Origin of the sequence: Sutcliffiella horikoshii, assembly GCF_008180725.1 — a bacterium.
In the GTDB taxonomy this organism is placed as follows: Bacteria; Bacillota; Bacilli; order Bacillales; family Bacillaceae_I; genus Sutcliffiella_A; species Sutcliffiella_A horikoshii_B.
On record NZ_VTEV01000013.1, the window covers coordinates 1 to 26,004 of the forward strand.

General features: G+C 42.2%; 25 protein-coding genes, 1 rRNA gene and 2 other annotated features. All 26 genes read left to right on the top strand.

The window, feature by feature from the left end; all coding sequences use genetic code 11:
- Positions 1 to 113: 113 nt before the first annotated feature.
- The 26 genes from rrf to rpoB all read left to right on the top strand — a co-directional run bounded on the left by rrf (position 114) and on the right by rpoB (position 25,966).
- Positions 114 to 230: ribosomal RNA gene (gene rrf, locus FZC76_RS20880) — 5S ribosomal RNA — on the top strand.
- Positions 231 to 927: 697 nt separating this feature from the next.
- Positions 928 to 1,389, top strand: coding sequence for a CtsR family transcriptional regulator (locus FZC76_RS20885; protein ID WP_148990085.1), 462 nt, complete (start codon positions 928 to 930; stop codon positions 1,387 to 1,389).
- 11 nt (positions 1,390 to 1,400) lie between these two features.
- On the top strand, positions 1,401 to 1,949 hold the full coding sequence (locus tag FZC76_RS20890; protein ID WP_148990086.1) for a UvrB/UvrC motif-containing protein: 549 nt from the start codon (positions 1,401 to 1,403) through the stop codon (positions 1,947 to 1,949).
- On the top strand, positions 1,950 to 3,014 hold the full coding sequence (locus FZC76_RS20895) for a protein arginine kinase (protein WP_148990087.1): 1,065 nt from the start codon (positions 1,950 to 1,952) through the stop codon (positions 3,012 to 3,014).
- A gap of 22 nt (positions 3,015 to 3,036) precedes the next feature.
- A complete protein-coding gene (gene clpC, locus FZC76_RS20900) occupies positions 3,037 to 5,475 on the top strand; it encodes an ATP-dependent protease ATP-binding subunit ClpC (RefSeq protein ID WP_148990088.1) in 2,439 nt (812 codons plus the stop codon).
- A gap of 199 nt (positions 5,476 to 5,674) precedes the next feature.
- Positions 5,675 to 7,051, top strand: a complete 1,377-nt coding sequence (radA, locus tag FZC76_RS20905; RefSeq protein ID WP_148990089.1) for a DNA repair protein RadA — start codon at positions 5,675 to 5,677, stop codon at positions 7,049 to 7,051.
- A gap of 2 nt (positions 7,052 to 7,053) precedes the next feature.
- Positions 7,054 to 8,127 (top strand): DNA integrity scanning diadenylate cyclase DisA, encoded by a 1,074-nt coding sequence (gene disA, locus FZC76_RS20910; RefSeq protein WP_148990090.1) that lies wholly within the window; start codon positions 7,054 to 7,056, stop codon positions 8,125 to 8,127.
- 107 nt (positions 8,128 to 8,234) lie between these two features.
- The gene (locus FZC76_RS20915; protein ID WP_060666625.1) at positions 8,235 to 9,326 is read left to right on the top strand and encodes a PIN/TRAM domain-containing protein; all 1,092 of its coding nucleotides are present in this window, start codon (positions 8,235 to 8,237) and stop codon (positions 9,324 to 9,326) included.
- A gap of 89 nt (positions 9,327 to 9,415) precedes the next feature.
- On the top strand, positions 9,416 to 10,093 hold the full coding sequence (ispD, locus tag FZC76_RS20920; protein WP_148990091.1) for a 2-C-methyl-D-erythritol 4-phosphate cytidylyltransferase: 678 nt from the start codon (positions 9,416 to 9,418) through the stop codon (positions 10,091 to 10,093).
- A 195-nt stretch (positions 10,094 to 10,288) separates the two neighbouring features.
- A complete protein-coding gene (gene ispF, locus FZC76_RS20925; RefSeq protein ID WP_060666623.1) occupies positions 10,289 to 10,765 on the top strand; it encodes a 2-C-methyl-D-erythritol 2,4-cyclodiphosphate synthase in 477 nt (158 codons plus the stop codon).
- A 331-nt stretch (positions 10,766 to 11,096) separates the two neighbouring features.
- Positions 11,097 to 12,548 carry a glutamate--tRNA ligase gene (gene gltX, locus FZC76_RS20930; protein ID WP_148990092.1) on the top strand — a complete coding sequence of 484 codons (1,452 nt, stop codon included), beginning with the start codon at positions 11,097 to 11,099 and terminating at the stop codon, positions 12,546 to 12,548.
- 57 nt (positions 12,549 to 12,605) lie between these two features.
- Positions 12,606 to 12,848 (top strand) — a binding site (T-box leader).
- Positions 12,849 to 12,905: 57 nt separating this feature from the next.
- Positions 12,906 to 13,571 carry a serine O-acetyltransferase gene (gene cysE / locus FZC76_RS20935; RefSeq protein WP_148990093.1) on the top strand — a complete coding sequence of 222 codons (666 nt, stop codon included), beginning with the start codon at positions 12,906 to 12,908 and terminating at the stop codon, positions 13,569 to 13,571.
- On the top strand, positions 13,552 to 14,952 hold the full coding sequence (cysS, locus tag FZC76_RS20940; protein ID WP_148990094.1) for a cysteine--tRNA ligase: 1,401 nt from the start codon (positions 13,552 to 13,554) through the stop codon (positions 14,950 to 14,952). Before cysE ends, cysS begins: the two co-directional genes overlap by 20 nt.
- Positions 14,953 to 14,959: 7 nt before the next feature.
- The gene (locus tag FZC76_RS20945) at positions 14,960 to 15,370 is read left to right on the top strand and encodes a Mini-ribonuclease 3 (RefSeq protein WP_148990095.1); all 411 of its coding nucleotides are present in this window, start codon (positions 14,960 to 14,962) and stop codon (positions 15,368 to 15,370) included.
- 2 nt (positions 15,371 to 15,372) lie between these two features.
- Complete coding sequence (rlmB, locus tag FZC76_RS20950; RefSeq protein ID WP_148990096.1) at positions 15,373 to 16,116, top strand: 23S rRNA (guanosine(2251)-2'-O)-methyltransferase RlmB; 744 nt, start codon at positions 15,373 to 15,375, stop codon at positions 16,114 to 16,116.
- Between the two features lie 6 nt (positions 16,117 to 16,122).
- Positions 16,123 to 16,632: an NYN domain-containing protein gene (locus FZC76_RS20955; protein WP_060666617.1), complete on the top strand. Its 510-nt coding sequence runs from the start codon at positions 16,123 to 16,125 to the stop codon at positions 16,630 to 16,632.
- A gap of 113 nt (positions 16,633 to 16,745) precedes the next feature.
- Positions 16,746 to 17,351, top strand: coding sequence for an RNA polymerase sporulation sigma factor SigH (sigH, locus tag FZC76_RS20960; protein ID WP_087942026.1), 606 nt, complete (start codon positions 16,746 to 16,748; stop codon positions 17,349 to 17,351).
- 114 nt (positions 17,352 to 17,465) lie between these two features.
- Complete coding sequence (gene rpmG, locus FZC76_RS20965) at positions 17,466 to 17,615, top strand: 50S ribosomal protein L33 (RefSeq protein WP_010191464.1); 150 nt, start codon at positions 17,466 to 17,468, stop codon at positions 17,613 to 17,615.
- A gap of 29 nt (positions 17,616 to 17,644) precedes the next feature.
- Positions 17,645 to 17,827 (top strand): preprotein translocase subunit SecE, encoded by a 183-nt coding sequence (secE, locus tag FZC76_RS20970; RefSeq protein ID WP_010191465.1) that lies wholly within the window; start codon positions 17,645 to 17,647, stop codon positions 17,825 to 17,827.
- A gap of 408 nt (positions 17,828 to 18,235) precedes the next feature.
- Entirely contained in the window at positions 18,236 to 18,769 is a 534-nt protein-coding gene (gene nusG / locus FZC76_RS20975) for a transcription termination/antitermination protein NusG (RefSeq protein WP_060666616.1), read from the top strand.
- A gap of 171 nt (positions 18,770 to 18,940) precedes the next feature.
- Entirely contained in the window at positions 18,941 to 19,366 is a 426-nt protein-coding gene (gene rplK, locus FZC76_RS20980; protein ID WP_148990097.1) for a 50S ribosomal protein L11, read from the top strand.
- A 117-nt stretch (positions 19,367 to 19,483) separates the two neighbouring features.
- The gene (gene rplA, locus FZC76_RS20985) at positions 19,484 to 20,188 is read left to right on the top strand and encodes a 50S ribosomal protein L1 (protein ID WP_148990098.1); all 705 of its coding nucleotides are present in this window, start codon (positions 19,484 to 19,486) and stop codon (positions 20,186 to 20,188) included.
- Positions 20,189 to 20,236: 48 nt separating this feature from the next.
- Positions 20,237 to 20,382: a sequence feature (ribosomal protein L10 leader region), on the top strand.
- Positions 20,383 to 20,422: 40 nt separating this feature from the next.
- Complete coding sequence (gene rplJ / locus FZC76_RS20990; protein WP_010191469.1) at positions 20,423 to 20,923, top strand: 50S ribosomal protein L10; 501 nt, start codon at positions 20,423 to 20,425, stop codon at positions 20,921 to 20,923.
- 63 nt (positions 20,924 to 20,986) lie between these two features.
- Positions 20,987 to 21,349 (top strand): 50S ribosomal protein L7/L12, encoded by a 363-nt coding sequence (rplL, locus tag FZC76_RS20995; protein ID WP_060666612.1) that lies wholly within the window; start codon positions 20,987 to 20,989, stop codon positions 21,347 to 21,349.
- 167 nt (positions 21,350 to 21,516) lie between these two features.
- Positions 21,517 to 22,119, top strand: a complete 603-nt coding sequence (locus FZC76_RS21000; RefSeq protein ID WP_148967033.1) for a class I SAM-dependent methyltransferase — start codon at positions 21,517 to 21,519, stop codon at positions 22,117 to 22,119.
- Positions 22,120 to 22,408: 289 nt separating this feature from the next.
- Positions 22,409 to 25,966 carry a DNA-directed RNA polymerase subunit beta gene (gene rpoB, locus FZC76_RS21005; protein WP_060666610.1) on the top strand — a complete coding sequence of 1,186 codons (3,558 nt, stop codon included), beginning with the start codon at positions 22,409 to 22,411 and terminating at the stop codon, positions 25,964 to 25,966.
- Positions 25,967 to 26,004 lie beyond the last annotated feature (38 nt).

Below are 26,004 nucleotides of genomic sequence, written 5' to 3' on the forward strand. Positions count from 1 at the left end.
ATACTAATCGATCGAGGACTTAACCCAATAAGTATTGAAATAAGTGAACGATATGAATTTCTTGATACGAACACATTATCTAGTTTTGAAGGATCAACCTTCAACTGAATATGTCTGGTAATGATGGCGAAGAGGTCACACCCGTTCCCATACCGAACACGGAAGTTAAGCTCTTCAGCGCCGATGGTAGTTGGGGGATCTCCCCCTGTGAGAGTAGGACGTTGCCAGGCAAATTTATAGGAAACCAGTGCTTATTAGATTAGGCGCTGGTTTTTTTGTATTCTTTTTGGAGAAAATGGTGGCCGAACAATGACAGGGTCCTTTGGAAAGGGGAGGATCTGTCATCGTAGAGGCGAAACGGTGACAAAACAGCGGAGAAGAAGAAAGTTTTGTCATCTTAGAGCGAGAAAGGTGCCAAAAAACAAAAACTAGAGACAATTTTGTCACCGTTTAGCATCGATATTCAGTATGATGAAGACACATTGGGGAAAAATTTTTCGCTGTAAATGTCATCATTCAACTGCTGAAGTCACTTTAAAGCTGAAATTCCATCATATATGTCCTCATATACAAAATGAAAGCACTTTGGCTATTTAATCCCCCTCGTAAACGCCTTTATCATCCCTCTTAAGATAATATAACCACCTACCTCAAACCCCGAACCACTAACGCCCCATTTAATACATTTTTTGAACAATTTTGACCAATTGACGTTTAAACACCTCCCAAAAGTGGAATTCTGTTTGAGAGAGATTATTTTGTCAGAAAAGCTCCCTACATCTATAACCCTACATATATTGACGCAAAGACACCCCAAACACGCCAGAATGACAGTTTTTAGCGAAAGGTTATCTATTGAATTTTTTCGGAAGGTCTTATATATTTTACATATAGTCAAAGATAGTCAAGGTCAGATAGGAGGATAGCATGAGGAACATATCTGATGTCATTGAGCATTATTTGAAACAGGTGTTAGAGGGAAGCAGGGAGAATTCTGCTGAGATTAAACGAAGTGAGATAGCAGATAAGTTTGAATGTGTGCCCTCCCAGATTAATTATGTGATTAATACTAGGTTTACGATTGAACGAGGATATTTGGTGGAGAGCAAGCGTGGAGGCGGCGGGTATATTAGGATTATTAAAATCAAACCGCATGACCATTTGCAATTAATTGACCAGCTTATAGAACTGATAGATGTGAGAGTTTCCCAAGCTAGTGCGGAGGATGTTATCTTTCGGTTGGTGGAAGAGAAGGTGATTTCCGCTAGGGAGGCGAAGATAATGGTCAGTGTCATGGACCGCTCTGTTTTATATTTGGGCCTGCCTGAAAGAGATGAGTTGCGGGCAAGGATGTTAACGGCCATGCTGACGACACTGAAGTATCGGTAGGGGGGATGAAAATGGTTTGTCAAGAATGTAATGAGCGTCCGGCTGCTTTGCATTTTACGAAGATAATTAATGGAGAAAAATCCGAGATTCATATATGTGAGCAATGTGCTCAAGAAAAGGGTAGTATGTCATTATTTACGGGTGGTTCAGGTTTTTCGATTAATAACCTGATTGCTGGATTGTTAAATACGGAACACGCCATTCCAAATCCACAAAAGCAAGATCTTGAGCCGCAGAAGATCTTACAGTGTGAGCGGTGTAAGATGACATTTCCACAGTTTACGAAAATTGGCCGATTTGGTTGTTCGGAATGTTACCATACTTTTTCTGACAAGATGCAGCCTATTTTAAAAAGGTTGCATAGTGGAAACACGATGCATGCAGGGAAAATACCGAAACGAATCGGCGGAAGTATGCATGTAAGGAAAGAAATTGATTCGCTAAGAGAGGAACTACAAGACCTTATTTTACAGGAAGAATTCGAGAGCGCGGCGAATACTAGAGATAGAATCAGAGAATTGGAAAGGCAATTGAGTGAAAAAAGAGAGGGGGAGCAGTAGATGTCTCTTGAACACTTTTTGAATAATGCGGTCAGCTCTTGGATGAAGCAGGAGGGTCCGGATTCAGATATCGTACTTAGTAGTAGAGTGCGACTTGCTAGGAATCTAGAAAAGATGCAGTTTCCGACAGTGTCTAGCAATGAGGAAGCTCAGCAAATAGTGGATATCATGAGGCAGCATTTTGGGGAAAAAGAGTTTCAGGACCTTGGGGAACTAGAGTTTCTTCTTATGGAGGAAATGAATGCATTAGAGAAGAGAGTGCTGGTAGAAAAGCACTTGATCAGTCCACAACTGGCGGAGGATTCGGCATTTGGAGCATGTTTGTTATCACCGAATGAAGAAGTGAGCATTATGATAAATGAGGAGGATCATATCAGGATACAATGCTTGTTTCCCGGCCTGCAATTAAATGAAGCGTTGCAGGTGGCTAATTCATTGGATGATTGGATAGAAGAAAAGATTGATTATGCGTTTGATGAAAAACGAGGATACTTAACGAGTTGCCCGACAAATGTGGGGACGGGGCTCCGCGCTTCCGTCATGATGCACTTGCCCGCACTGGTGTTGACTCAGCAGATGAACAGAATTGTTCCTGCAATTAATCAATTGGGATTAGTTGTTAGAGGAATTTATGGGGAAGGCAGCGAAGCTTTAGGGAACATCTTTCAAATATCTAACCAAATGACACTTGGTAAGTCAGAAGAAGATATTGTCCAGGACCTTATGGGTGTTGTGCATCAACTTATTTCACAAGAGCGCTCTGCCAGGGAAGCATTAGTCAAAACTTCGAACATACAATTAGAAGATAGGGTATTTCGCTCATACGGGTTGCTCGCACATAGCCGGGTAATGGAGACGAAAGAGGCGGCAAAGTGTTTATCGAATGTGCGGCTTGGTATAGATTTAGGCTATATCACCGACATTTCAAGATCGATTTTGAATGAATTAATGATATTAACTCAACCGGGCTTCTTGCAGCAATATGCTGGAGGACCATTAAAACCAAATGAAAGAGATGTTCGCAGGGCTAGCTTGATTCGGGAAAGAATGCGATTAAATAGATAAAATATTCGGGAGGCGATTGGATATGATGTTTGGTCGATTTACAGAAAGAGCGCAAAAAGTATTGGCATTGGCACAAGAAGAGGCACTGCGCCTAAGCCATAATAATATTGGAACAGAGCATATCCTGCTTGGACTGGTCAGAGAAGGAGAAGGGATTGCTGCGAAAGCGCTGATTGCCCTGGGCCTGGGACCTGAAAAAATTCAAAAAGAAGTAGAAAACCTCATTGGCAGAGGTCAGGACAGTGGTCAGTCCATCCCTCACTATACACCAAGAGCGAAGAAGGTAATTGAGCTATCCATGGATGAAGCCCGTAAACTTGGTCATTCCTACGTGGGAACAGAGCATGTATTGCTTGGCCTGATTCGCGAGGGAGAAGGTGTGGCGGCACGCGTATTGAATAACTTGGGAGTGAGTTTGAACAAGGCTCGCCAGCAAGTGTTGCAATTACTTGGAAGCAACGAGTCTTCCGGAGGACATCAAGGTGGTGCATCGGCAAATGTGAATACACCTACTTTGGATAGCTTGGCAAGGGATTTAACAGCGGTTGCGCGTGAAGGCAGCCTGGATCCTGTTATTGGAAGAAGCAAGGAAATTCAGCGTGTCATTGAAGTGCTTAGCCGAAGAACAAAAAACAATCCGGTATTAATAGGGGAGCCTGGAGTGGGTAAGACGGCTATTGCTGAAGGACTCGCACAGCAAATTGTGAGCAACGAAGTTCCGGAAATCCTTCGTGATAAGCGCGTTATGACACTGGATATGGGAACGGTTGTTGCTGGTACGAAATATCGCGGGGAGTTTGAGGACCGCCTGAAGAAAGTGATGGATGAGATCCGTCAAGCTGGCAACATCATTCTTTTTATCGACGAACTTCATACATTAATCGGTGCCGGTGGGGCAGAGGGTGCCATCGACGCATCCAATATCTTAAAACCGTCCTTAGCGCGTGGAGAGTTGCAATGTATCGGTGCCACAACGCTAGATGAGTACCGTAAATATATCGAAAAAGATGCAGCACTTGAGCGACGCTTCCAGCCAATTACAGTGGATGAGCCGACAACAGCGGAATCTATTCAGATTCTGACAGGATTGCGTGACCGGTATGAGGCGCATCATCGCGTATCCATCACCGATGAAGCGATTGAGCAGGCGGTTAAGCTTTCCGATCGTTACATTTCGGACCGCTTCCTGCCGGATAAAGCGATCGACTTGATTGACGAAGCAGGATCAAAAGTGCGACTTCGTTCCTTTACAACACCTCCCAACTTAAAAGAGTTAGAGGTAAAGTTAGAAACTGTTCGCAACGAGAAGGATGCTGCCGTACAGAGCCAAGAGTTTGAAAAGGCGGCGTCATTAAGAGATACAGAGCAACGCCTTCGTGAACAATTAGAAGAAACAAAGAAAACGTGGAAAGAAAAACAGGGACAAGAGAATTCTGAGGTGACAGTGGAAGATATTGCGATGGTGGTATCAAGCTGGACAGGAATTCCGGTATCAAAACTGGCACAAACAGAAACAGATAAACTGTTAAACATGGAATCTTTATTGCACTCCCGTGTCATTGGACAGGATGAAGCAGTTAAAGCTGTATCAAAAGCTGTTCGCCGTGCACGTGCCGGCTTGAAAGATCCGAAGCGTCCAATAGGATCCTTCATCTTCCTTGGGCCAACTGGGGTAGGTAAAACGGAGCTTGCAAGAGCATTAGCTGAATCTATCTTTGGTGACGAGGATGCGATGATTCGTATTGATATGTCCGAATATATGGAGAAGCATTCAACTTCCCGTCTTGTTGGTTCCCCTCCAGGCTATGTTGGATATGATGAAGGCGGCCAATTGACGGAGAAGGTTCGTCGCAAACCGTATTCTGTTATTCTGTTAGATGAAATCGAGAAGGCGCATCCTGATGTGTTCAATATTCTACTACAAGTGTTAGAGGATGGCCGTTTGACAGATTCGAAGGGTCGAACAGTCGACTTCCGTAACACGCTTGTCATTATGACATCGAATGTTGGTGCAGATGCCTTAAAGCGTAACAAATATGTAGGTTTCAATGTACAGGATGAGAACCAGAACTATAAAGACATGAAAGGGAAAGTGATGGATGAGCTGAAAAAGGCGTTCCGTCCGGAGTTCCTAAACCGTGTGGATGAAATGATTGTTTTCCACTCTTTAGAAAAGACACACTTGAAAGAAATCGTAACGTTGCTATCTGAGCAGTTGACGAAACGCCTGAAAGAACAGGATATCGACTTAGAGCTGACAGATGCTGCAAAAGAAAAGATTTCAGAAGAAGGCTATGATCCGGAATATGGTGCAAGACCGTTGCGCCGTGCCATCCAAAAGCACGTGGAAGATAAACTATCAGAAGAGCTGTTAAAAGGAAATATCGAGAAAGGCAAGAAAATCTCATTAGATGTGATAGACGGAGAATTTGTTGTCCGTGATGTGGAAAAAGTAAAATAAAGTTGATAGTCGATTTACATGGCTGAATAGAAGTGGAGGTTAGCTCTTGATATAAGGGCTTTCCTCCTTTCTTGTATTTTCCAATGGTTTAGATTAGCGTAAGTTATGTGAAATAAGGTATCATAAAAGAAGGAAAACAATGGTATTTTTACTATACTCTTTTCATAAAGATTATTGTTAATATAGAGAGGATTTTTGGATGGCAAAGCGTAAGACAAAGTTTATGTGTAAGGAATGCGGGTATGAGTCTCCTAAGTGGATGGGGAAATGTCCCGGGTGCAATGCTTGGAATACAATGGTGGAGGAACTGGAAGAGTCCAGGACGCCAAGGCGTGGAGGTTTTACGACGTCCTCATCTACACTGGCAAGAAAAGCGGAATCCATCACAAAAGTGGAAAATATAAAGCAGTCAAGAATTTATACAGATATGGAAGAGTGCAATAGAGTGCTTGGAGGGGGATTGGTACAAGGATCACTTGTTCTTATTGGGGGAGACCCCGGCATTGGAAAGTCTACTTTATTGCTGCAGGTGTGCTGTCAATTGGCATTAAAAAAACATCGTGTCCTATACATATCGGGGGAAGAATCTGTTCAGCAAACAAAGCTGCGGGCAGACCGTTTGGGAGTACAGGCAGATGAGTTGTTTGTTTTATCAGAAACAGACTTCGAACTGGTTGCAAAAGCGGTGGATGATGTACAGCCGACCTTGCTTGTTGTCGATTCCATACAAACTGTTTACCACCCTGCTGTTACCTCCGCTCCGGGGAGTGTGTCGCAGGTTAGAGAATGTACGGCTGAGTTGATGCGGATAGCGAAGACAAAGAATATTGCCGTCTTCATCGTAGGTCATGTCACCAAAGAAGGATCAATTGCAGGGCCGCGCCTTTTGGAGCATATGGTGGACACGGTGCTGTATTTTGAAGGAGAAAGACACCACACATACCGTATCTTGCGTTCGGTAAAAAATAGATTCGGCTCCACAAATGAGATTGGGATTTTCGAAATGAAGGAAGAGGGGTTGACGGAAGTAAAGAACCCCTCAGAAATCTTTTTAGAAGAACGGTCAAAAGGAGCGGCAGGTTCCACAGTTGTAGCATCCATGGAAGGTACAAGGCCCGTATTGGTGGAAATCCAGGCATTGATCTCTCCAACAAGTTATGGGAATCCAAGAAGAATGGCAACAGGAATCGACCATAACAGGGTATCACTCATCATGGCGGTACTTGAAAAAAGAGTGGGGCTGTTGCTTCAAAACCAGGATGCCTACTTGAAAGTGGCTGGAGGGGTTAAACTCGATGAACCAGCCATTGACCTAGCAGTAGCGGTCAGCATTGCCTCAAGCTTCCGTAACCAGACATCTGAACCAACAGATGTGGTGATAGGGGAAGTGGGACTGACAGGCGAAATCAGACGGGTATCCCGCATCGAACAACGTGTTCAAGAAGCGGCAAAACTTGGATTCAAACGAGTGATCATACCCGCAAAAAACTTGGGAGGATGGACCATTCCAAAAGAAATTAATGTGATTGGCGTTAACACCATTGAACAGGCTCTTCAATATACTCTAGGGGGATAGAGATGGAAGAACAACGGCAGAAAGAAAAAATCATGGCAGATACGTTACAGTTTATCGCACCCGGAACACCTATTCGGGAAGGAATCAACAATATTCTAAGGTCCCAAACCGGCGGACTTGTGGTGGTGGGATTCAATGATAAAGTGAAAGACATGGTAGACGGCGGGTTTTCCATCAATTGTCCATTCAGCCCAGCCTACGTATATGAATTGGCCAAAATGGATGGCGCCATCATCCTAAATGAAAAAGGGACGAAAATACTGTATGCCAATGCACAATTGACACCTAACTCCACGATCATTTCAACAGAAACAGGAATGAGGCATCGAACAGCAGAACGTGTGGCTAAGCAGACAGGCTGTCTTGTGGTAGCGATATCTCAGCGCCGTAATGTCATTACATTGTATAAAGGCGATTTTCGTTATGCATTGCGTGATATCGGGGTTATTTTTACGAAGGCAAACCAAGCAATTCAAACGTTGGAAAAATATAAAACAGTGCTAGATCAAGGTATTACCAATTTAGGTGCCTTGGAATTTGAAGAACAAGTATCATTATCGGAACTTTTACAGGTAATCCATCGTATAGAAATGGTACTCCGCATAAAAAATGAAATACTAAGCTATATAAATGAGCTTGGTACGGAAGGCAGACTCATCCGTCTACAAATGACAGAACTACTGGCGCATATTGAAGAAGAAGCGATTCTACTTATAAAAGATTATTGTCTGGATAAAGAGATGGATGCGTTTATGATTTTAAGAAGATTGCAGGAGTTGGCAAATACCGATCTATTGGACGATGCGGTTATTCTGAAGATGCTAGGGTATTCTGGGTTTATGAATCCGGATGAAATTGTCCTCCCAAGAGGATATAGAGTCTTGCATAAGATTCCAAGACTTCCGCCTCTTGTCATCGAAAACCTTGTCTGCAAGTTCTGGAATTTAAAGCATATCCTTCATGCAACCGTGGAAGAACTGGATGAAGTAGACGGGATTGGTGAGGTGCGAGCCCGAAAAATCAAAGAGGGATTAAAACGAATACAGGACCAACTATTAATAGACCGTCAAATGTAAGCCGTAAAATCAGGAATGTGACAAAATCCTTACAAAAGTAAATTAAAAGTTTTTTCGACGTTTTATTTAAAGGAAACTGTTTATAATGAATAAAGGGAGGTGAGGCAATGTTAAGGCGTATGGTTCAACTATTCTTTTTAATCCTTGGCGGAACATTGGGGATCTTTTTCATTCCCGAGCTGTTTTCTCTTTTGGATCTAGGGGATATCCCTTTTCTTACGAAGCCTTATACTGTTGCTATTTTAGGAGCAATTATATTTTTTATCCTTACTTTTTGGTTAGTGGATTATGTTGTAGGATTCATTAAATGGATAGAGGAATCTCTAGTAAAAGCGCCGGTTACCGATGTGTTATTTGGTAGTTTAGGACTGATTTTTGGACTGATTGTCGCGTATCTAGCAGTTATTCCTTTAGAAAGAATCCCATTTGTCAGCGCCATTTTCCCTATTTTCATTACCATTCTATTAGGATATCTTGGTTTTCAAGTAGGCTTTAAAAAACGAGATGAATTAGTAAGTTTATTTTCTATCTCTTCTAAATTCGGGAAGAAAAAATCAGTAGAAGATGACGAATTAGATTTATCCTCAAAGAAACTGAAGATCTTGGATACGAGCGTTATTATTGATGGCAGGGTGGCCGATATTTGCCAAACCGGTTTTCTAGAAGGAACAATCGTCATTCCACGATTTGTTCTAGAAGAGCTTCAGCATATCGCCGATTCATCCGATGTATTAAAGCGAAATCGTGGTCGACGTGGATTAGATATACTTAACAGAATTCAAAAAGAATTAGCGATAAAAGTAGAGATATATGAAGGCAATTTTGAAGATATCCAGGAAGTGGATTCTAAGCTTGTGAAGCTAGCAAAGTTGACCTCTGGAGTAGTAGTGACCAATGACTTTAACTTAAACAAAGTTTGCGAACTCCAAAATGTTGAAGTGTTAAATATCAACGATCTCGCCAATGCGGTCAAGCCTGTCGTTCTTCCTGGCGAAGAGCTGACTGTACAAGTCATAAAAGACGGAAAAGAACATAATCAAGGTGTCGCATACCTTGATGACGGTACCATGATTGTAGTGGAAGAAGGCCGAGATTACATCGGCAAGCACATCCAGGTACTAGTCACAAGCGTCCTCCAGACATCTGCCGGACGAATGATCTTTGCCAAGCCCAAACAACTAGAACGGGCAGCGTTATAAGTAAATACGAGTAACCCTTACCCTCTTAAGCTTTGCTTAGAGGGTATAAGTTATTTTGTGAAAAAACAAGACCCACGGGAGAGTAAATAATGAACTATCAAGTAATCGTACTAGCAGCAGGACAGGGGAAGCGGATGAAAGCAGGAAAAAACAAGCAGTTCATCGAGCTGGAGGGGAAACCTGTCATCATACATACCCTCTCTGTCTTTGAAGCAGACCCATGGTGCAAAGAAATTAAACTAGTCATCAATGAAAATGAAAAAGGTATATTCAAAGAACTTCTTACCCAATATCCAATACAAAAAGTAAAAGAAATGGTCATTGGTGGAGAAGAGCGGCAGGATAGCGTGTATAATGGGCTTACATCGCTTCAAACAGCAGAAATTGTACTTGTTCATGATGGAGCAAGACCTTTCATTTCCCACGAAGTCATTCACAATTTGGTGGAAAAAGCGTCCAAAGAGGGGGCTGCAATTGTAGGGGTGCCGGTAAAAGATACGATAAAGCGTGTTAGCGTGGCGGGAATAGTGGAAGAAACCGTGGAGAGATCCAGCTTATGGTCCATCCAAACACCTCAAGCTTTCCGTTATGGAATCCTAAAAGAGGCGCATGATCAGGCAAAAACAGAGAACTACTTAGGAACCGACGAAGCAAGTCTGGTTGAACGTATCCATGTGCCGGTACACATAGTACAAGGTGAATACGAAAACTTCAAACTGACCACACCAGAAGATCTAATCCTTGCAAAAGCTTTTTTACAAAAATAATTTTATGAAAATGTAACAGATGATATTAAACCGTAAATCCCTGTAGATTGGAGTGCAAGGTGTGAGACTTCGGAGGGAGGTAGCGGTAGGTTGAGACCCCTTAAGCGTTGTGAGGAGGCTCAAGCACCGCCCATCGGAAAGCGAACACCTGGAACAGAAATCTACAGGAGTTAAACGATAATGGAGAGGTGCACTATGTTTCGAATTGGACAAGGTTTTGACGTACATCAGTTTGCAGAAGGTAGACCACTTATAATCGGAGGCATCACCATCCCTTACGAAAAAGGGCTACTAGGACATTCCGATGCCGACGTACTATTACATACAATCTCCGATGCATGCTTAGGCGCAATTGGAGAAGGAGATATCGGAAAACACTTCCCAGACACAGACCCGGCATTCAAAAACGCAGATTCCGCTGTTTTAATGGAACAGGTATGGGCAATAGTAAAAGAAAAAGGCTATACACTTGGAAATGTGGACTGTACCATCATTGCACAAAAACCAAAAATGGCTCCACATATCGAACCGATGCGCAAACGAATTGCCGAACTACTAGAAGCGGACGTGGAACAAGTCAACGTAAAAGCCACCACCACTGAAAAACTCGGCTTCACCGGCCGAGAAGAAGGAATCGCCGCCCAAGCAGCCGTCCTTTTGATAAAGAAATAGTTTTTGGAAAACGTGATCTATAGCTGATGATTGGAGCAAATGGCGAAGACTCCTCGAAAATGCTACGCATTTACTTCGTGCGATGTTTCGCTGCCGAAGCCTTCCTTGTCCTGAGGGAGATAGCGCTAGGTGGAGACCCCGCATGCGTAAGCCGAGGAGGCTCCAGCAGCGCCCCTAGGAATGCGAAGCCATTTGCGGAAATCAACAGCGGCGTTATAACAAACCTATAGAAAGAAATAGCTACGTGCTCCAGCATTTTTATGTTAAAATAATGCTTAGTTTTAAAAACCGTCCGGGCCCGAAAGCCGACGGAAAATGGAGGTAACAAAACATGACAGTTCGTGTACGATATGCCCCAAGTCCAACAGGGCACTTACATATAGGAAATGCCAGAACCGCACTATTCAACTACTTGTTTGCACGCAGCCAAAACGGGAAGTTCATCATCCGTATTGAAGATACAGACAAAAAACGTAATATCGCAGGCGGAGAAGAAAGCCAGCTGAAATATTTGAAGTGGCTTGGAATGGAATGGGATGAAAGTGTCGATGTAGGTGGCGAATATGGACCATACCGCCAATCAGAACGTAATGAAATCTACACTAAATTTTATAACGAGCTATTGGAAAATGGGTCTGCCTATAAATGCTATTGCACGGAAGAGGAACTGGAAGCGGAGCGCGAAGAACAGATTGCCCGTGGAGAGAACCCTAGTTACTCGGGCAAACATAGCAATTTAACCGAAGAAGAGCAGAAAGCATTTGAATCAGAAGGAAGAGAACCAAGCATTCGCTTCCGCGTACCAAAAGGAAAAGAAATTAAGTTCCATGACATGGTAAAAGGAGACGTTTCTTTTGAATCCGATGGCATTGGTGACTTTGTTATCGTGAAAAAGGACGGAACACCTACTTACAATTTCGCGGTGGCAGTCGATGATCACCTGATGCAAATTTCCCACGTCCTTCGTGGTGACGATCATATCTCGAACACGCCAAAACAAATCATGATTTTCGAAGCGTTAGGTTGGGATGTTCCTGTTTTCGGCCATATGACGTTAATCGTAAACGAAAGTCGAAAAAAATTAAGTAAACGTGATGAGTCCATCATCCAGTTTATCGAGCAATACGAGGAGCTTGGCTATCTGCCTGAGGCGTTGTTCAACTTTATTGCGTTGCTTGGATGGTCTCCAGTCGGCGAAGAGGAAGTCTTCTCTAAGGATCAATTTATTGAGATCTTTGACACGGCTCGCCTATCCAAATCACCAGCGGTATTTGATACAAACAAATTAACATGGATGAATAATCAATACATCAAAACAATGGACCTGGATCGACTAGTCGACCTTTCCTTGCCGCACCTAGTAAAAGCAGGTCGTCTGGAAGAATCGATGACAGAAGATAAAAAGGTTTGGGCGAAGGAGCTTATCGGACTTTACCAAGAGCAGATGAGTTTTGGAGCGGAAATTGTGGAGCTAACGGAAATGTTCTTCAAAACCCATATTGAATACGATGAAGAAGCAAAAGCTGTCCTGGCGGAAGAACAAGTACCGGAAGTAATGGTTGCTTTCCATAAAGAATTGGAAGCGATGGAGGACTTCTCCGTGGACAACATCAAAGCTGCAACGAAAGCTGTTCAAAAAGCAACCGGTCATAAAGGCAAGAAGCTGTTCATGCCGATCCGTGTGGCAACGACTGGTCAAACACATGGTCGTGACCTGCCGCAAACGATCCATCTACTAGGAAAAGATACAGTTTTAGCGAGATTGTCGAAGCTAATCGGTTAACATTTTACGTAAAACATAATATGATAGAATTAACATATTTTTAAACGAGATAACCATAGATGAATGTTGAAGAGGAGAGTAGAAAAAGTCCATCCTTTCCAGAGAGAATCGCCATGGCTGCAAGCGATTCATGTGATGACTTTTTTGAAATGCACCTTGGAGTCTGTTACTAAAAGGCGTTAAAGCTGAGTAAGTGACAGCGGCAACCTCCCGTTATGAGGCTTAAGTGGGGATATGGGTCCTCTTTTATTAGCAACCCATATCCAAACAGAGTGGAACCGCGCCATAAGCGTCTCTGTGTCAATGACACCGAGGCGTTTTTATTTTTGAAAAGAAAGAAAAGAAAGGAGGTACTCCATGTTTCGTACACTAAAGGAAGACATAGAAGTGGTATTTGAACAAGATCCCGCTGCAAGAAATTATTTCGAAGTAATCCTAACTTACTCGGGTCTCCATGCCGTATGGGCCCACCGGATTGCGCATGCTTTTTTTAAACGGAAAATGTTCTTCATCGCAAGAGTCATCTCCCAAGTAAGCCGTTTTTTCACTGGAATAGAAATCCATCCAGGTGCCAAAATTGGCCGTAGATTTTTTATTGACCACGGAATGGGAGTTGTTATAGGAGAAACCTGTGAAATTGGGAATAATGTTACTGTCTTCCAAGGAGTAACCCTCGGCGGTACCGGGAAAGAAAAAGGAAAACGCCACCCGACCATTCAAGACAACGCACTGATTGCAACAGGGGCCAAAGTATTGGGTTCCATCACAATCGGTGAAAACTCTAAAGTTGGAGCGGGATCGGTTGTATTAAAGGATGTACCTGCCAACTCCACTGTTGTTGGCATTCCGGGGAAGATCGTCATACAAGATGGAGTGAAGGTGAAAAGGGATTTAAACCATCATGAAATGCCAGATCCGACAGGTGACAGGTTTGTAGAATTAGAAAATCAAATTGCCCGCCTGCAAAATGAACTGCTACTTTTAAAAGAGAGGAAGAAAATTGATGACCATTCATCTTTATAATACATTAACACGTCAAAAGGAAAAGTTCGTCCCGCTTGAAGAGGGCAAGGTAAAGATGTATGTGTGCGGACCGACCGTTTATAACTACATTCATATTGGGAATGCTAGACCGCCAATCGTGTTTGATACGGTTAGAAGATACTTAGAATACCGCGGCTATGAAGTGAACTACGTTTCTAATTTTACGGATGTGGATGATAAGCTGATCAAGGCTGCAAACGAATTAGGAGAAGATGTACCGACCATTGCAGAACGGTTTATCGAAGCTTATCACGAAGACGTCTCTGCACTGGGTTGCAAACAAGCAACTGTTCACCCAAGAGTAACAGAAAGCATGGATATCATCATTGAGTTCATTGAAGCATTAATTGAAAAAGGATATGCCTACGAGTCTGGTGGAGATGTTTATTACAGAACCCGCGAGTTTAAGGAGTATGGAAAACTTTCACACCAACCGATAGAGGACCTTCAGCTTGGAACTCGTATTGAAGTAGGAGATAAGAAACAAGATGCACTTGATTTTGTTCTATGGAAAGCAGCAAAAGAGGGTGAGATTTATTGGGAAAGTCCATGGGGGAATGGTAGACCTGGGTGGCATATCGAGTGCTCGGCAATGGCGCGCAAATACCTTGGGGATACCATTGATATCCATGCCGGTGGACAGGACTTGTCCTTCCCGCATCATGAAAATGAAATCGCCCAATCTGAGGCGTTGACAGGTAAGACATTTGCTAACTATTGGTTGCACAATGGGTATATTAATATTGATAACGAAAAGATGTCTAAATCACTCGGTAACTTCGTGCTGGTTCATGACATCATTAAAAAGCATGACCCGCAATTATTACGTTTCTTTATGCTTTCCGTCCATTACCGTCATCCAATCAACTATAACGAAGAGTTGCTACAAAGTACCAAGAACGGCCTCGACCGTATACGAACAGCTTACGAAAACTTAAAGCATCGTTTGGACAATACAGCTGATCTTGCAACGGATGATGCGGAATGGCTAGAAAAAGTAGAAGAGTTTAAAAACGAATTCATCAAAGTAATGGATGATGATTTTAATACAGCAAATGCTGTTTCCGTTTTATTTGATATGGCGAAGCAAGCCAACCTTTACTTAAACGGGAAAAACACTTCTGAAAAGGTATTAGAGGCGTTCATTGCCCAGTTTGAAGAATTATTTTCTGTGATTGGTGTGTCCCTTACTGCAGAGGAAGAACTATTGGATGAAGAAATCGAAAGCTTGATTCAGCAGAGAATCGATGCAAGGAAAAACCGTGATTTTGCAAGAGCCGATGAGATTCGTGACGAATTGAAAGCTAAAAATATCATCCTCGAAGATACAGCACAAGGCACGCGTTGGAAAAGAGGCTAATATCTGAATGAGCAAAACACAAGTAGATGCAAAGCAATTAAATAGTCTGGCGCTTGCCTATATGGGGGATGCGGTGTATGAAGGATACATCCGCCACCACCTTTTGAAATCCGGAAAGATTCGCCCAAACCAGTTGCACCGGGCTGCAACAAACTATGTGTCTGCGAAATCGCAGGCACATCTGCTTCACCAACTGATGGACCGCGAATATTTTACCGAAGAAGAACAAGGTGTGATCAGACGCGGAAGGAATGCAAAATCCGGTTCAGTACCAAAGAATACCGACGTGCAAACATACCGTTACTCTACCGCATTTGAAGCGCTGATCGGCTATCATTATTTAAGTGATAAAATAGACCGCATGGAAGAAATCGTGTTTACCTGCATAGAACTGGTAGACAGCAAGAGAGGTGAATAGAGATGACAAAAGAATTCATTATGGGAAGAAACCCAGTGCTAGAGGCGCTTAAATCTAATCGTGAAATCAACAAGCTATGGATTGCAGAGGGTGGTCAAAAAGGCTCTATCCAACAGGTAATTGCAATGGCGAAGGAAGCAAATGTTCTTGTGCAATTTGTCCCTCGGAAAAAAATCGATCAGATGGTGGAGGGAAATCATCAAGGAGTCGTCGCATCCGTAGCTGCCTATGATTATGCAGAGCTTGATGATCTGTATAAGGCTGCAGAACAACGAAACGAAGATCCATTCTTTCTGATTCTTGATGAAATTGAAGATCCCCATAACTTAGGTTCCATCATGCGTACAGCAGATGCCGTAGGCGCACATGGTATCATCATTCCGAAGCGGAGAGCGGTGGGATTGACTGCCACAGTGGCAAAAGCCTCCACAGGTGCCATTGAGCATATACCGGTTGTGCGAGTAACCAATCTTGCCAGAACAGTGGACGAGCTGAAAGAGCGAGGTCTTTGGATCTTTGGAACAGATGCAAAAGGAACGGTTGATTATACAAAAATCGATGGTTCCTTGCCGCTTGGGCTTATCATAGGCAGTGAAGGAAAAGGAATGGCCAGACTTTTAAAAGAAAAATGTGATTTTCTTGTGTCTTTACCGATGGTGGGGAAAGTTACGTCACTAAATGCATCTGTAGCAGCAAGTTTATTAATGTATGAGGTTTTCCGCAAAAGATTGTCGGCAGGAGAGTAAGGAAGAATGGATATTCTACTGGTAGATGGATATAACATTATCGGTGCGTGGCCGGAGCTTAGGGTCTTGAAAGATCAGGATCTCGCAATGGCCCGTGATATCCTTATTTCTAGAATGGCAGAGTACCAGGCGTATACAGGCTACAAGGTGATTATTGTTTTTGACGCGCATATGTCACAGGGAATAGAGACGAAGTACAAAAATCATCGGGTGGAAGTCATTTATACTCGTGAAAACGAAACAGCCGATGAAAGGATCGAAAAACTCGCTATCAGCTTAAGTGATATTCGCACCCAAATCCATGTGGCCACTTCTGACTTTACAGAACAATGGGCCATCTTCGGTCAAGGTGCATTGCGGAAATCTGCTCGTGAACTGTTAAATGAGTCAAATGCTATTGAGGAAAGAATAAAAAAACGCGTAACAAAATTTACCAACGAAAAGCCGTCAAAACGCATAGAACTGGACCATGAAATTTCAGCAATTTTCGAAAAATGGCGCCGAGGACAGCGATGAGTGGTTGACGGTCAATTTATGCCTACTGTATAATATTTCTATCTACTGATTCAGTCGGAGGGATAGGTGTGATAGTGAGCGATCCAAGAAATGCTAACAGGATATTAGAGCTTATGGAAGACGAACAGATGGTAGAACTTGTGCATTTAGGTGATAGTGAAGCGCTAGATTATTTAATCAACAAGTATAAGAACTTCGTTCGCGCGAAGGCTAGATCCTATTTTCTTATTGGTGCAGATCGCGAGGATATTGTGCAAGAAGGGATGATAGGTCTATACAAGGCAATCCGGGACTTTAAAGAGGACAAGTTGACTTCTTTCAAGGCGTTTGCCGAACTATGCATTACAAGACAAATCATTACTGCGATTAAAACTGCTACAAGACAGAAGCATATTCCATTGAATTCGTACGTATCATTGGACAAGCCTATCTATGACGAAGAATCGGACCGCACATTAATGGATGTCATTTCGGGTGCTAAGGTCATGGACCCTGAAGAATTAATCATAAATCAAGAGGAATTTGATGATATAGAAGTTAAGATGGGGGAGTTGCTGAGCGACCTTGAGAGAAAGGTTCTTGCTCTTTACCTGGACGGACGTTCCTATCAGGAAATTTCAGAAGATTTAAACCGGCACGTAAAATCCATCGATAACGCCTTACAAAGGGTAAAACGTAAGTTAGAAAGGTACTTGGAGCTGAGAGAGATTACGTTATAAACAGTAACATCTCCTAGGCTATAATACCAAATGGTGGCGCCTTCAAACCACATTGACTAATTATTACGCCTATGTTACATTTTTAGGGACATCTATGTTTTGGTGGTGTAACACATGCAAAGTAAGGTAGCACTTGCTTGCGCGACGTGCTCTTCCCGCAACTATTCAACAGTGAAAGGAAAGTCACAAAGCGCAGAGCGATTAGAGATAAAGAAATTTTGTAAAGTTTGTAATGCTCACACCGTTCATCGGGAGACAAAATAGATCACTATCTGGGGTTGGAGGTTACATGGATGGGACGTTTGACTAATTTTTTTCGTGATGTAGCTCGCGAAATGAAAAAAGTAAGCTGGCCAAAACGCCAGGAACTAACTCGCTACACAATTACAGTAGTAACAACAGTATTGTTTGTAGCAGTATTTTTCTGGGTTATTGACTTAGGTATTTCCGAGTTAATCCGTGCTTTGATTAACTAATCTTTTAAGAGCGAACAAAATTTTTTCCTTATTCCTTTTGCTCTTGAATAAGTAATGTTATATCATGGTATAATGTAAATAATACTTTCTGATAAAAAGCCCGTTCAACGGGTTTTTTCATTTGGAAAAAAACACCACGGTGTTTTAATAGTTTCACTGATTTTTATAAGGTGGTATTCTTGGCGATTAGCCGAACTTCCCCTGTTGATTGTAGTGAAGGGTGTGAGACTCCTGAGGGAGATAGCGGTAGCTTGAGACCCCTGAAGCGTTGTGAGGAGGCTCAAGCACCGCCCCTAGGAAAGCGAACACCCATAACGGAAATCAACAGGGAGTTCAACGGAATACTAATATTTATAGTCTCAAAAATAAAATGCTAGAAAAGGGAGGGACGGACACAAGTCCTAAACAATGGAGAAAAACTGGTACGTTGTTCATACTTATTCCGGATACGAGAATAAAGTAAAAGCGAACTTAGAAAAACGAGTAGAATCAATGGGGATGCAAGACAAGATCTTCCGTGTCGTAGTTCCTGAAGAAGAAGAAACAGACATCAAAAACGGCAAAAAGAAAGTAACAAAGAAAAAAGTTTTCCCAGGTTACGTTCTAGTAGAAATTGTCATGACAGACGACTCTTGGTATGTCGTACGTAACACACCTGGAGTAACAGGTTTCGTAGGATCAAGCGGATCCGGTTCCAAGCCAACACCTCTATTGGATGATGAAATTGCATTTATCCTAAAGAGAATGGGCATGATGGAGAAGCAAGTAGAAGTAGACTTCGATCTGAAAGAATCCGTAAAAGTTACAGAAGGACCATTTGCAAACTTCACCGGTCACATCGTAGAGTTGGATAAAGACAAGCATAAAGTGAAAGTTCTAGTGAATATGTTCGGCCGTGAAACCCCTGTGGAGCTTGACTTTACACAGATTGAAAAATTATAATGTAAAAAAACTTGAAATAGTTTCGTAAAAATGATATTATTTCAAAGGTCAGTATGTCTCTGAAACAGAGACTATTAATAAAAAATATTCTTTATTAAATATATAAAGAATGAGTTGAGTGGGAGGGAGAAATCCCAGATACCACATCACGGACTTAAGGAGGTGTGTCTCGTGGCTAAAAAAGTAATTAAAATGGTAAAGCTACAAATTCCGGCAGCGAAAGCTAACCCAGCACCACCAGTTGGACCAGCACTAGGTCAAGCAGGTGTTAACATCATGGGTTTCTGTAAAGAGTTTAACGCTCGTACAGCAGATCAAGCTGGATTGATTATCCCTGTTGAAATCACGGTTTTTGAAGACCGTTCATTTACATTTATTACGAAAACTCCACCTGCTGCAGTTTTACTTAAAAAAGCAGCTGGTATCGAGTCTGGTTCTGGTGAACCAAACCGTAATAAAGTTGCAACAGTTAAGCGTGATAAAGTACGCGAAATTGCGGAGACGAAAATGCCAGATCTAAACGCTGCAAGCGTAGAAGCTGCAATGCGCATGGTTGAAGGTACTGCTCGTAGCATGGGTATCGTCATCGAAGACTAATCCCATTGCTTTTGATTTAACTGCTGTTCAGGGTTGCGGATTTTGGTTTATGGCCAATTCGCAACCTTTATTCGTGGGAGGTTATTCCGCTAAAACCACATAAGGAGGACGTTTAAAATGGCAAAAAGAGGTAAAAAGTACATCGAAGCTGCGAAACTTGTGGACCGTCAAACGGCTTACTCTGTTAACGAAGCTATCGAATTAGTTAAGAAAACAAACACTGCGAAGTTCGACGCTACTGTGGAAGTTGCATTCCGTCTTGGAGTTGACCCTCGTAAAAATGACCAACAGATCCGTGGAGCAGTAGTGCTTCCTCATGGAACTGGTAAAACTCAAAAAGTCCTAGTTTTCGCTAAAGGCGAAAAAGCGAAAGAAGCAGAAGCTGCTGGAGCTGACTATGTTGGGGATGCTGACATGATCGCGAAAATCAACCAAGGTTGGTTTGATTTCGACGTAATCGTTGCTACACCAGACATGATGGGTGAAGTTGGTAAATTGGGACGCGTATTAGGACCTAAAGGCTTAATGCCAAACCCTAAAACTGGTACAGTTACATTTGATGTAACAAAAGCTGTTAACGAGATCAAAGCTGGTAAAGTTGAATACCGCCTTGACAAATCCGGTAACATCCACGTACCAGTAGGTAAAATCTCTTTCGAAGATACGAAGCTTGTTGAAAACTTCACAACTATCTATGAGACTTTACTAAAAGCTAAACCGGCTGCTGCAAAAGGTACATTCATGAAGAACGTTGCTGTTACTTCTACAATGGGCCCTGGAGTAAAAGTTGACACTTCTACTTTCGTAGCTACCAAAAACTAACATATTGACACAAGATAACTAGACGGTTATAATAATCGTTGTGTTTATAAAATGATATTGTTTGTACCGTAGACAGTAGGTGCCGCAAGGCTTAATTTCCTACCGAGGTGTGAATTTTTACGACATAAAGCCTTGTGCTTTTAACGATAAAACTTCTGCCTCCACCTGCGTGGAGGCATTCTTTATGTACACCGGTCGGTATAAGTAGTAACCAACTTTTTAGGAGGTGTAACGATGAGCAAAGCAGTTGAAGTAAAAAAACAAGCTGTTGGAGAAATCGCTGACAAGTTTAAAGGTTCTGTATCTACGATCGTAGTTGACTACCGTGGACTTAACGTTGCGGAAGTAACAGAACTTCGTAAACAACTTCGTGAAGCAGGTGTTGAGTTCAAGGTTTACAAAAACTCTTTAACTCGCCGTGCGGCTGAAGCAGCAGACATCAACGGACTTAACGACGCATTAACAGGACCTAACGCTATCGCATTCTCTACTGAAGATGTAGTAGCTCCTGCTAAGATTCTTAATGACTTCGCGAAAAAACACGAAGCATTAGAAATCAAAGCTGGTGTAATCGAAGGAAATGTTGCAACGGTTGAAGAAGTGAAAGCTCTTGCTGAACTTCCATCCCGCGAAGGTCTTCTTTCCATGTTGCTTAGCGTCCTTCAAGCTCCAATCCGCAACTTGGCTCTTGTTACGAAAGCAGTTGCAGATCAAAAAGAAGAGCAAGGCGCTTAATTTCAATCTAGCAAGTTAAGTAAGAAAAACAAAAACTTATAATATCTAAGGAGGAAATTAACAATGACACACGAACAAATCATTGAAGCGGTTAAAAATATGACTGTTTTAGAATTAAACGACCTAGTAAAAGCAATCGAAGAAGAATTTGGTGTAACTGCTGCTGCTCCTGTAGCTGTAGCTGGTGGCGGAGCTGCTGAAGCTGCTGCTGAGCAAACTGAATTCGACGTAATCCTAGCTAACGCTGGCGGACAAAAAATCAAGGTTATCAAAGTAGTACGTGAAATCACTGGCCTTGGTCTTAAAGAAGCTAAAGAAGTTGTAGACAACGCTCCTAAAGCTCTTAAAGAAGGTATTGCTAAAGAAGAAGCTGAAGAAATCAAAGCTAAACTTGAAGAAGTTGGAGCTTCTGTAGAAGTTAAGTAATTACAGGCTCTTTAAAAGGAAAGCTCGCTACGTGTTAGCGGGCTTTTTTTAAACGGTGCCACACTTGATGTAAGGATCGTTTGGTTACTGTCTTTTTCAAGGGTGCTAATATATGAAGTTGATTTGTTGAAAAGTTAGTGATAGCTTTTCAGATAAGGAGACTAAATATGACGAATCATTATTATACAAACAAGCCATCTGTGGAAAGCAACCGTCAACAATGGAAATTTGATTTAAAAGGTAACAACTTTTCTTTCATAACGGATAGCGGTGTTTTTTCAAAAAAAGAAGTGGACTTTGGATCAAGAGTGCTGATAGAGGCTTTTGAAGAACCGGAAGTGGAAGGTCGCATTCTGGATGTTGGCTGTGGTTATGGTCCAATTGGATTGTCTCTTGCAAAATTTTATCCACATCGTCACGTGGACATGATTGATGTCAATGAACGGGCTGTTGAGCTTGCCAAAGAAAACGGTTCTATTAACAAAGTGGAAAATATCACAGTTTTCACTAGTGATATTTATGAAAATGTCACTTCCACCGATTATGCGGCAATACTTTCTAATCCTCCGATCCGCGCTGGCAAAAAAGTAGTTCATGAAATTCTAGAAAAAGCTTGGACGCACTTAGCGCCAAAAGGTGAACTGTGGATTGTGATCCAAAAGAAACAAGGAGCTCCTTCAGCAATGGAGAAATTAGAATCATTGTTTGAGGAAGTGGAAGTTGTGACAAAGAAAAAAGGCTACTCCATCATCAAATCAAAAAAGGGTTGACTTGGTTTTTTTGTTATGGTAGCATTGTTTAATGCCAATATGTATTTTTCTGAGCACTAATAATTTTATGTATTTTGCATGTATAAAATTAGTATGCTTGGAAAAGATAGTAAAATCAATAGAGCGATTGTAAAAACGTGGTTTTCTGTATTGAAACCATTTTTTATTTTTAACATGGATTCGTTTAAGCAATATTGTTTCCATGTTGAATGTTTTTTTATGTTTGGCTTTGAGTGGTTTATATTTTTTAAACTACTATTAATAACGCTTGATACGAGGGGTGAATCAGTTGACAGGTCAACTAGTTCAATACGGACGACACCGCCAACGCAGAAGTTATGCTCGCATTAGTGAAGTATTAGATTTACCAAATCTAATAGAGATTCAAACATCTTCTTATCAATGGTTCCTTGATGAAGGGTTAAGAGAAATGTTTCACGACATTTCCCCGATTGAAGACTTCACAGGAAATCTATCTTTAGAATTCATCGATTATAGCTTAGGGGAACCTAAATATTCTGTTGAAGAATCAAAGGAAAGAGATGTTACATACTCAGCTCCTTTACGTGTGAAGGTTCGTCTCATTAACAAAGAAACTGGTGAAGTAAAAGACCAGGATGTATTTATGGGTGATTTCCCGTTGATGACGGATACTGGTACGTTCGTTATTAATGGTGCAGAACGTGTTATTGTATCTCAGTTAGTGCGTTCTCCAAGTGTGTATTACAGCGGAAAAGTAGATAAAAATGGTAAAAAAGGCTTTTCGGCTACTGTTATTCCAAACCGTGGTGCATGGTTAGAATACGAGACTGACGCTAAAGATGTTGTATATGTTCGTATAGATCGTACTCGTAAACTACCAGTAACGGTTCTTTTGCGTGCTCTTGGATTCGGTTCCGACCAGGAAATCATTGATCTTCTTGGCGAAAACGAGTACCTTCGCAATACTTTAGATAAGGATAACACAGAAAGCACAGAAAAGGCATTACTAGAAATATATGAGCGTCTACGCCCTGGTGAACCACCAACGGTTGAAAACGCGAAAAGTTTATTAGAGTCTAGATTTTTCGATCCTAAACGCTATGATTTGGCAAGTGTTGGAAGATACAAGATTAATAAAAAGCTTCATATTAAGAACAGGCTTTTCAATCAACGTATCGCTGAAACACTTGTAGACCCAGAAACTGGGGAGATCATTGTAGAAAAAGGTACGCTGTTAGATCGTAGAACTTTAGACCGCATCCTACCTAACATTGAAGATGGTATCGGTCTGACTTCTTTCCATCCGCATGGTGGAGTAGTAGAAGATGAAGTGCCTATGCAATCTATTAAGATATATGCACCAAATGATGCAGAAGGTGAAAAAGAAATCGTCGTTTTAGGCAACGGTTTTATTGAAGAAAAAGTAAAGCATATCGCTCCAGCGGATATTATTGCTTCTATCAGTTACTTCTTTGACCTTCTTCATGGTGTAGGCGACACGGATGATATTGATCACCTTGGTAACCGCCGTTTACGTTCTGTTGGAGAACTTCTTCAAAACCAGTTCCGTATCGGTCTATCCAGAATGGAGCGTGTAGTTCGTGAGAGAATGTCCATTCAGGACACGAACACTATTACTCCGCAACAATTGATCAACATCAGACCTGTTATTGCATCTATTAAAGAGTTCTTCGGAAGCTCTCAGTTATCTCAGTTCATGGATCAAACAAATCCACTGGCTGAATTAACACATAAACGTAGATTATCTGCGCTTGGACCTGGTGGTTTGACGCGTGAGCGTGCCGGCTTTGAAGTACGTGACGTTCACTACTCTCACTATGGCCGTATGTGTCCGATCGAGACTCCTGAGGGACCAAACATTGGATTAATCAACTCCCTTTCTTCTTTTGCGAAAGTGAATAAATTTGGCTTCATCGAAACTCCTTACAGAAGAGTTGACCCTGAAACGGGCCGCGTGACAGACCAAATTGATTACTTGACTGCAGATGAAGAAGATAACTATGTAGTAGCCCAAGCAAATGCCCGTCTTGGTGAAGATGGTACATTCTTGGATCAAAATGTTGTATCCCGTTTCCGTGGAGAGAACACGGTTGTTGTAAGTGAGAGAATTGACTACATGGACGTTTCTCCTAAGCAGGTTGTATCTGCTGCGACAGCTTGTATTCCTTTCTTAGAAAACGATGACTCCAACCGTGCCCTAATGGGAGCGAACATGCAACGTCAAGCTGTACCTTTATTGCAACCGGAATCCCCGATTGTTGGTACTGGGATGGAGCACGTTTCCGCAAAAGACTCCGGAGCTGCCGTTATCTGTAAACACCCTGGTGTTGTAGAACGTGTAGAAGCCCGCGAAGTTTGGGTGCGTCGTATGGAAGAAGTCGACGGACAACAGGTAAAAGGCAACCTTGATAAGTACAGAATGCTTAAATTCATTCGTTCTAACCAAGGGACTTGCTATAACCAACGTCCAATCGTTTCTGTTGGTGACGTTGTAACAAAAGGAGAAATCCTTGCAGACGGTCCATCCATGGAAAAAGGTGAATTGGCACTTGGCCGTAACGTAATGGTCGGTTTCATGACATGGGACGGTTATAACTATGAGGATGCTATCATCATGAGTGAGCGTCTGGTAAAAGATGATGTGTACACTTCCATTCATATTGAAGAATATGAGTCAGAAGCACGTGACACGAAACTTGGACCAGAAGAAATCACACGTGATATCCCGAACGTTGGGGAAGAGGCACTTAAAAATCTTGACGACCGCGGAATCATCCGAGTGGGTGCGGAAGTAAAAGACGGAGACCTACTAGTAGGAAAAGTAACACCTAAAGGAGTTACGGAACTTACTGCAGAAGAACGTCTATTACACGCAATCTTCGGTGAGAAAGCAAGAGAAGTACGTGATACATCACTAAGAGTTCCACACGGTGGTGGCGGTATCGTACTTGATGTAAAAGTATTCAACCGTGAAGATGGTGATGAATTGCCACCAGGTGTTAACCAATTAGTTCGTGCATACATCGTTCAGAAGCGTAAAATTTCTGAAGGTGACAAAATGGCCGGACGACATGGTAACAAAGGGGTAATCTCCCGTATCTTACCGGAAGAAGATATGCCTTACTTGCCAGATGGAACACCAATTGACATCATGTTAAACCCACTAGGGGTACCTTCTCGTATGAACATCGGGCAGGTATTGGAGCTTCACCTAGGAATGGCAGCAAGAACACTTGGCATCCACGTAGCTTCCGCCGTATTTGATGGCGCGCGTGAAGAAGACGTTTGGAGCACACTTGAAGAGGCTGGCATGGCAAGAGACGCTAAAACAGTATTGTATGACGGAAGAACAGGTGAGCCGTTCGACAGCCGTGTATCTGTAGGGATCATGTATATGATCAAACTTGCGCACATGGTTGATGATAAGCTTCACGCACGTTCTACTGGACCATACTCACTTGTTACGCAACAACCACTTGGCGGTAAAGCTCAATTTGGTGGACAACGTTTCGGTGAGATGGAGGTATGGGCACTTGAGGCTTATGGTGCCGCTTATACACTACAAGAAATCCTAACAGTTAAATCCGATGACGTAGTAGGACGTGTAAAAACGTACGAAGCGATCGTTAAAGGTGAAAATGTACCTGAACCAGGTGTACCTGAATCCTTCAAAGTATTGATCAAAGAACTTCAAAGTTTAGGTATGGATGTAAAAATCCTATCCGGCGATGAAGAAGAGATAGAAATGAGAGATCTAGAGGAAGATGAAGAACAAGCTTCCGAAGGTATTTCCCTTGATTCAGATCAAGTAGAAGAAGTAAAAGAAACTGTCGCTAAAGACTGATGGCCAACAGTACTTTAAAGATAAGCATTTGGGTAGAA

Bases quoted from the DNA above. Each gene is read 5' to 3' on its own strand.
- FZC76_RS20885 (WP_148990085.1), top strand. From the start codon at position 928: ATGAGGAACATATCTGATGTCATTGAGCATTATTTGAAACAGGTGTTA.
- FZC76_RS20890 (WP_148990086.1), top strand. From the start codon at position 1,401: ATGGTTTGTCAAGAATGTAATGAGCGTCCGGCTGCTTTGCATTTTACG.
- FZC76_RS20895 (WP_148990087.1), top strand. From the start codon at position 1,950: ATGTCTCTTGAACACTTTTTGAATAATGCGGTCAGCTCTTGGATGAAG.
- clpC (WP_148990088.1), top strand. From the start codon at position 3,037: ATGATGTTTGGTCGATTTACAGAAAGAGCGCAAAAAGTATTGGCATTG.
- radA (WP_148990089.1), top strand. From the start codon at position 5,675: ATGGCAAAGCGTAAGACAAAGTTTATGTGTAAGGAATGCGGGTATGAG.
- disA (WP_148990090.1), top strand. From the start codon at position 7,054: ATGGAAGAACAACGGCAGAAAGAAAAAATCATGGCAGATACGTTACAG.
- FZC76_RS20915 (WP_060666625.1), top strand. From the start codon at position 8,235: ATGTTAAGGCGTATGGTTCAACTATTCTTTTTAATCCTTGGCGGAACA.
- ispD (WP_148990091.1), top strand. From the start codon at position 9,416: ATGAACTATCAAGTAATCGTACTAGCAGCAGGACAGGGGAAGCGGATG.
- ispF (WP_060666623.1), top strand. From the start codon at position 10,289: ATGTTTCGAATTGGACAAGGTTTTGACGTACATCAGTTTGCAGAAGGT.
- gltX (WP_148990092.1), top strand. From the start codon at position 11,097: ATGACAGTTCGTGTACGATATGCCCCAAGTCCAACAGGGCACTTACAT.
- cysE (WP_148990093.1), top strand. From the start codon at position 12,906: ATGTTTCGTACACTAAAGGAAGACATAGAAGTGGTATTTGAACAAGAT.
- cysS (WP_148990094.1), top strand. From the start codon at position 13,552: ATGACCATTCATCTTTATAATACATTAACACGTCAAAAGGAAAAGTTC.
- FZC76_RS20945 (WP_148990095.1), top strand. From the start codon at position 14,960: ATGAGCAAAACACAAGTAGATGCAAAGCAATTAAATAGTCTGGCGCTT.
- rlmB (WP_148990096.1), top strand. From the start codon at position 15,373: ATGACAAAAGAATTCATTATGGGAAGAAACCCAGTGCTAGAGGCGCTT.
- FZC76_RS20955 (WP_060666617.1), top strand. From the start codon at position 16,123: ATGGATATTCTACTGGTAGATGGATATAACATTATCGGTGCGTGGCCG.
- sigH (WP_087942026.1), top strand. From the start codon at position 16,746: ATGGAAGACGAACAGATGGTAGAACTTGTGCATTTAGGTGATAGTGAA.
- rpmG (WP_010191464.1), top strand. From the start codon at position 17,466: ATGCAAAGTAAGGTAGCACTTGCTTGCGCGACGTGCTCTTCCCGCAAC.
- secE (WP_010191465.1), top strand. From the start codon at position 17,645: ATGGGACGTTTGACTAATTTTTTTCGTGATGTAGCTCGCGAAATGAAA.
- nusG (WP_060666616.1), top strand. From the start codon at position 18,236: ATGGAGAAAAACTGGTACGTTGTTCATACTTATTCCGGATACGAGAAT.
- rplA (WP_148990098.1), top strand. From the start codon at position 19,484: ATGGCAAAAAGAGGTAAAAAGTACATCGAAGCTGCGAAACTTGTGGAC.
- rplJ (WP_010191469.1), top strand. From the start codon at position 20,423: ATGAGCAAAGCAGTTGAAGTAAAAAAACAAGCTGTTGGAGAAATCGCT.
- rplL (WP_060666612.1), top strand. From the start codon at position 20,987: ATGACACACGAACAAATCATTGAAGCGGTTAAAAATATGACTGTTTTA.
- FZC76_RS21000 (WP_148967033.1), top strand. From the start codon at position 21,517: ATGACGAATCATTATTATACAAACAAGCCATCTGTGGAAAGCAACCGT.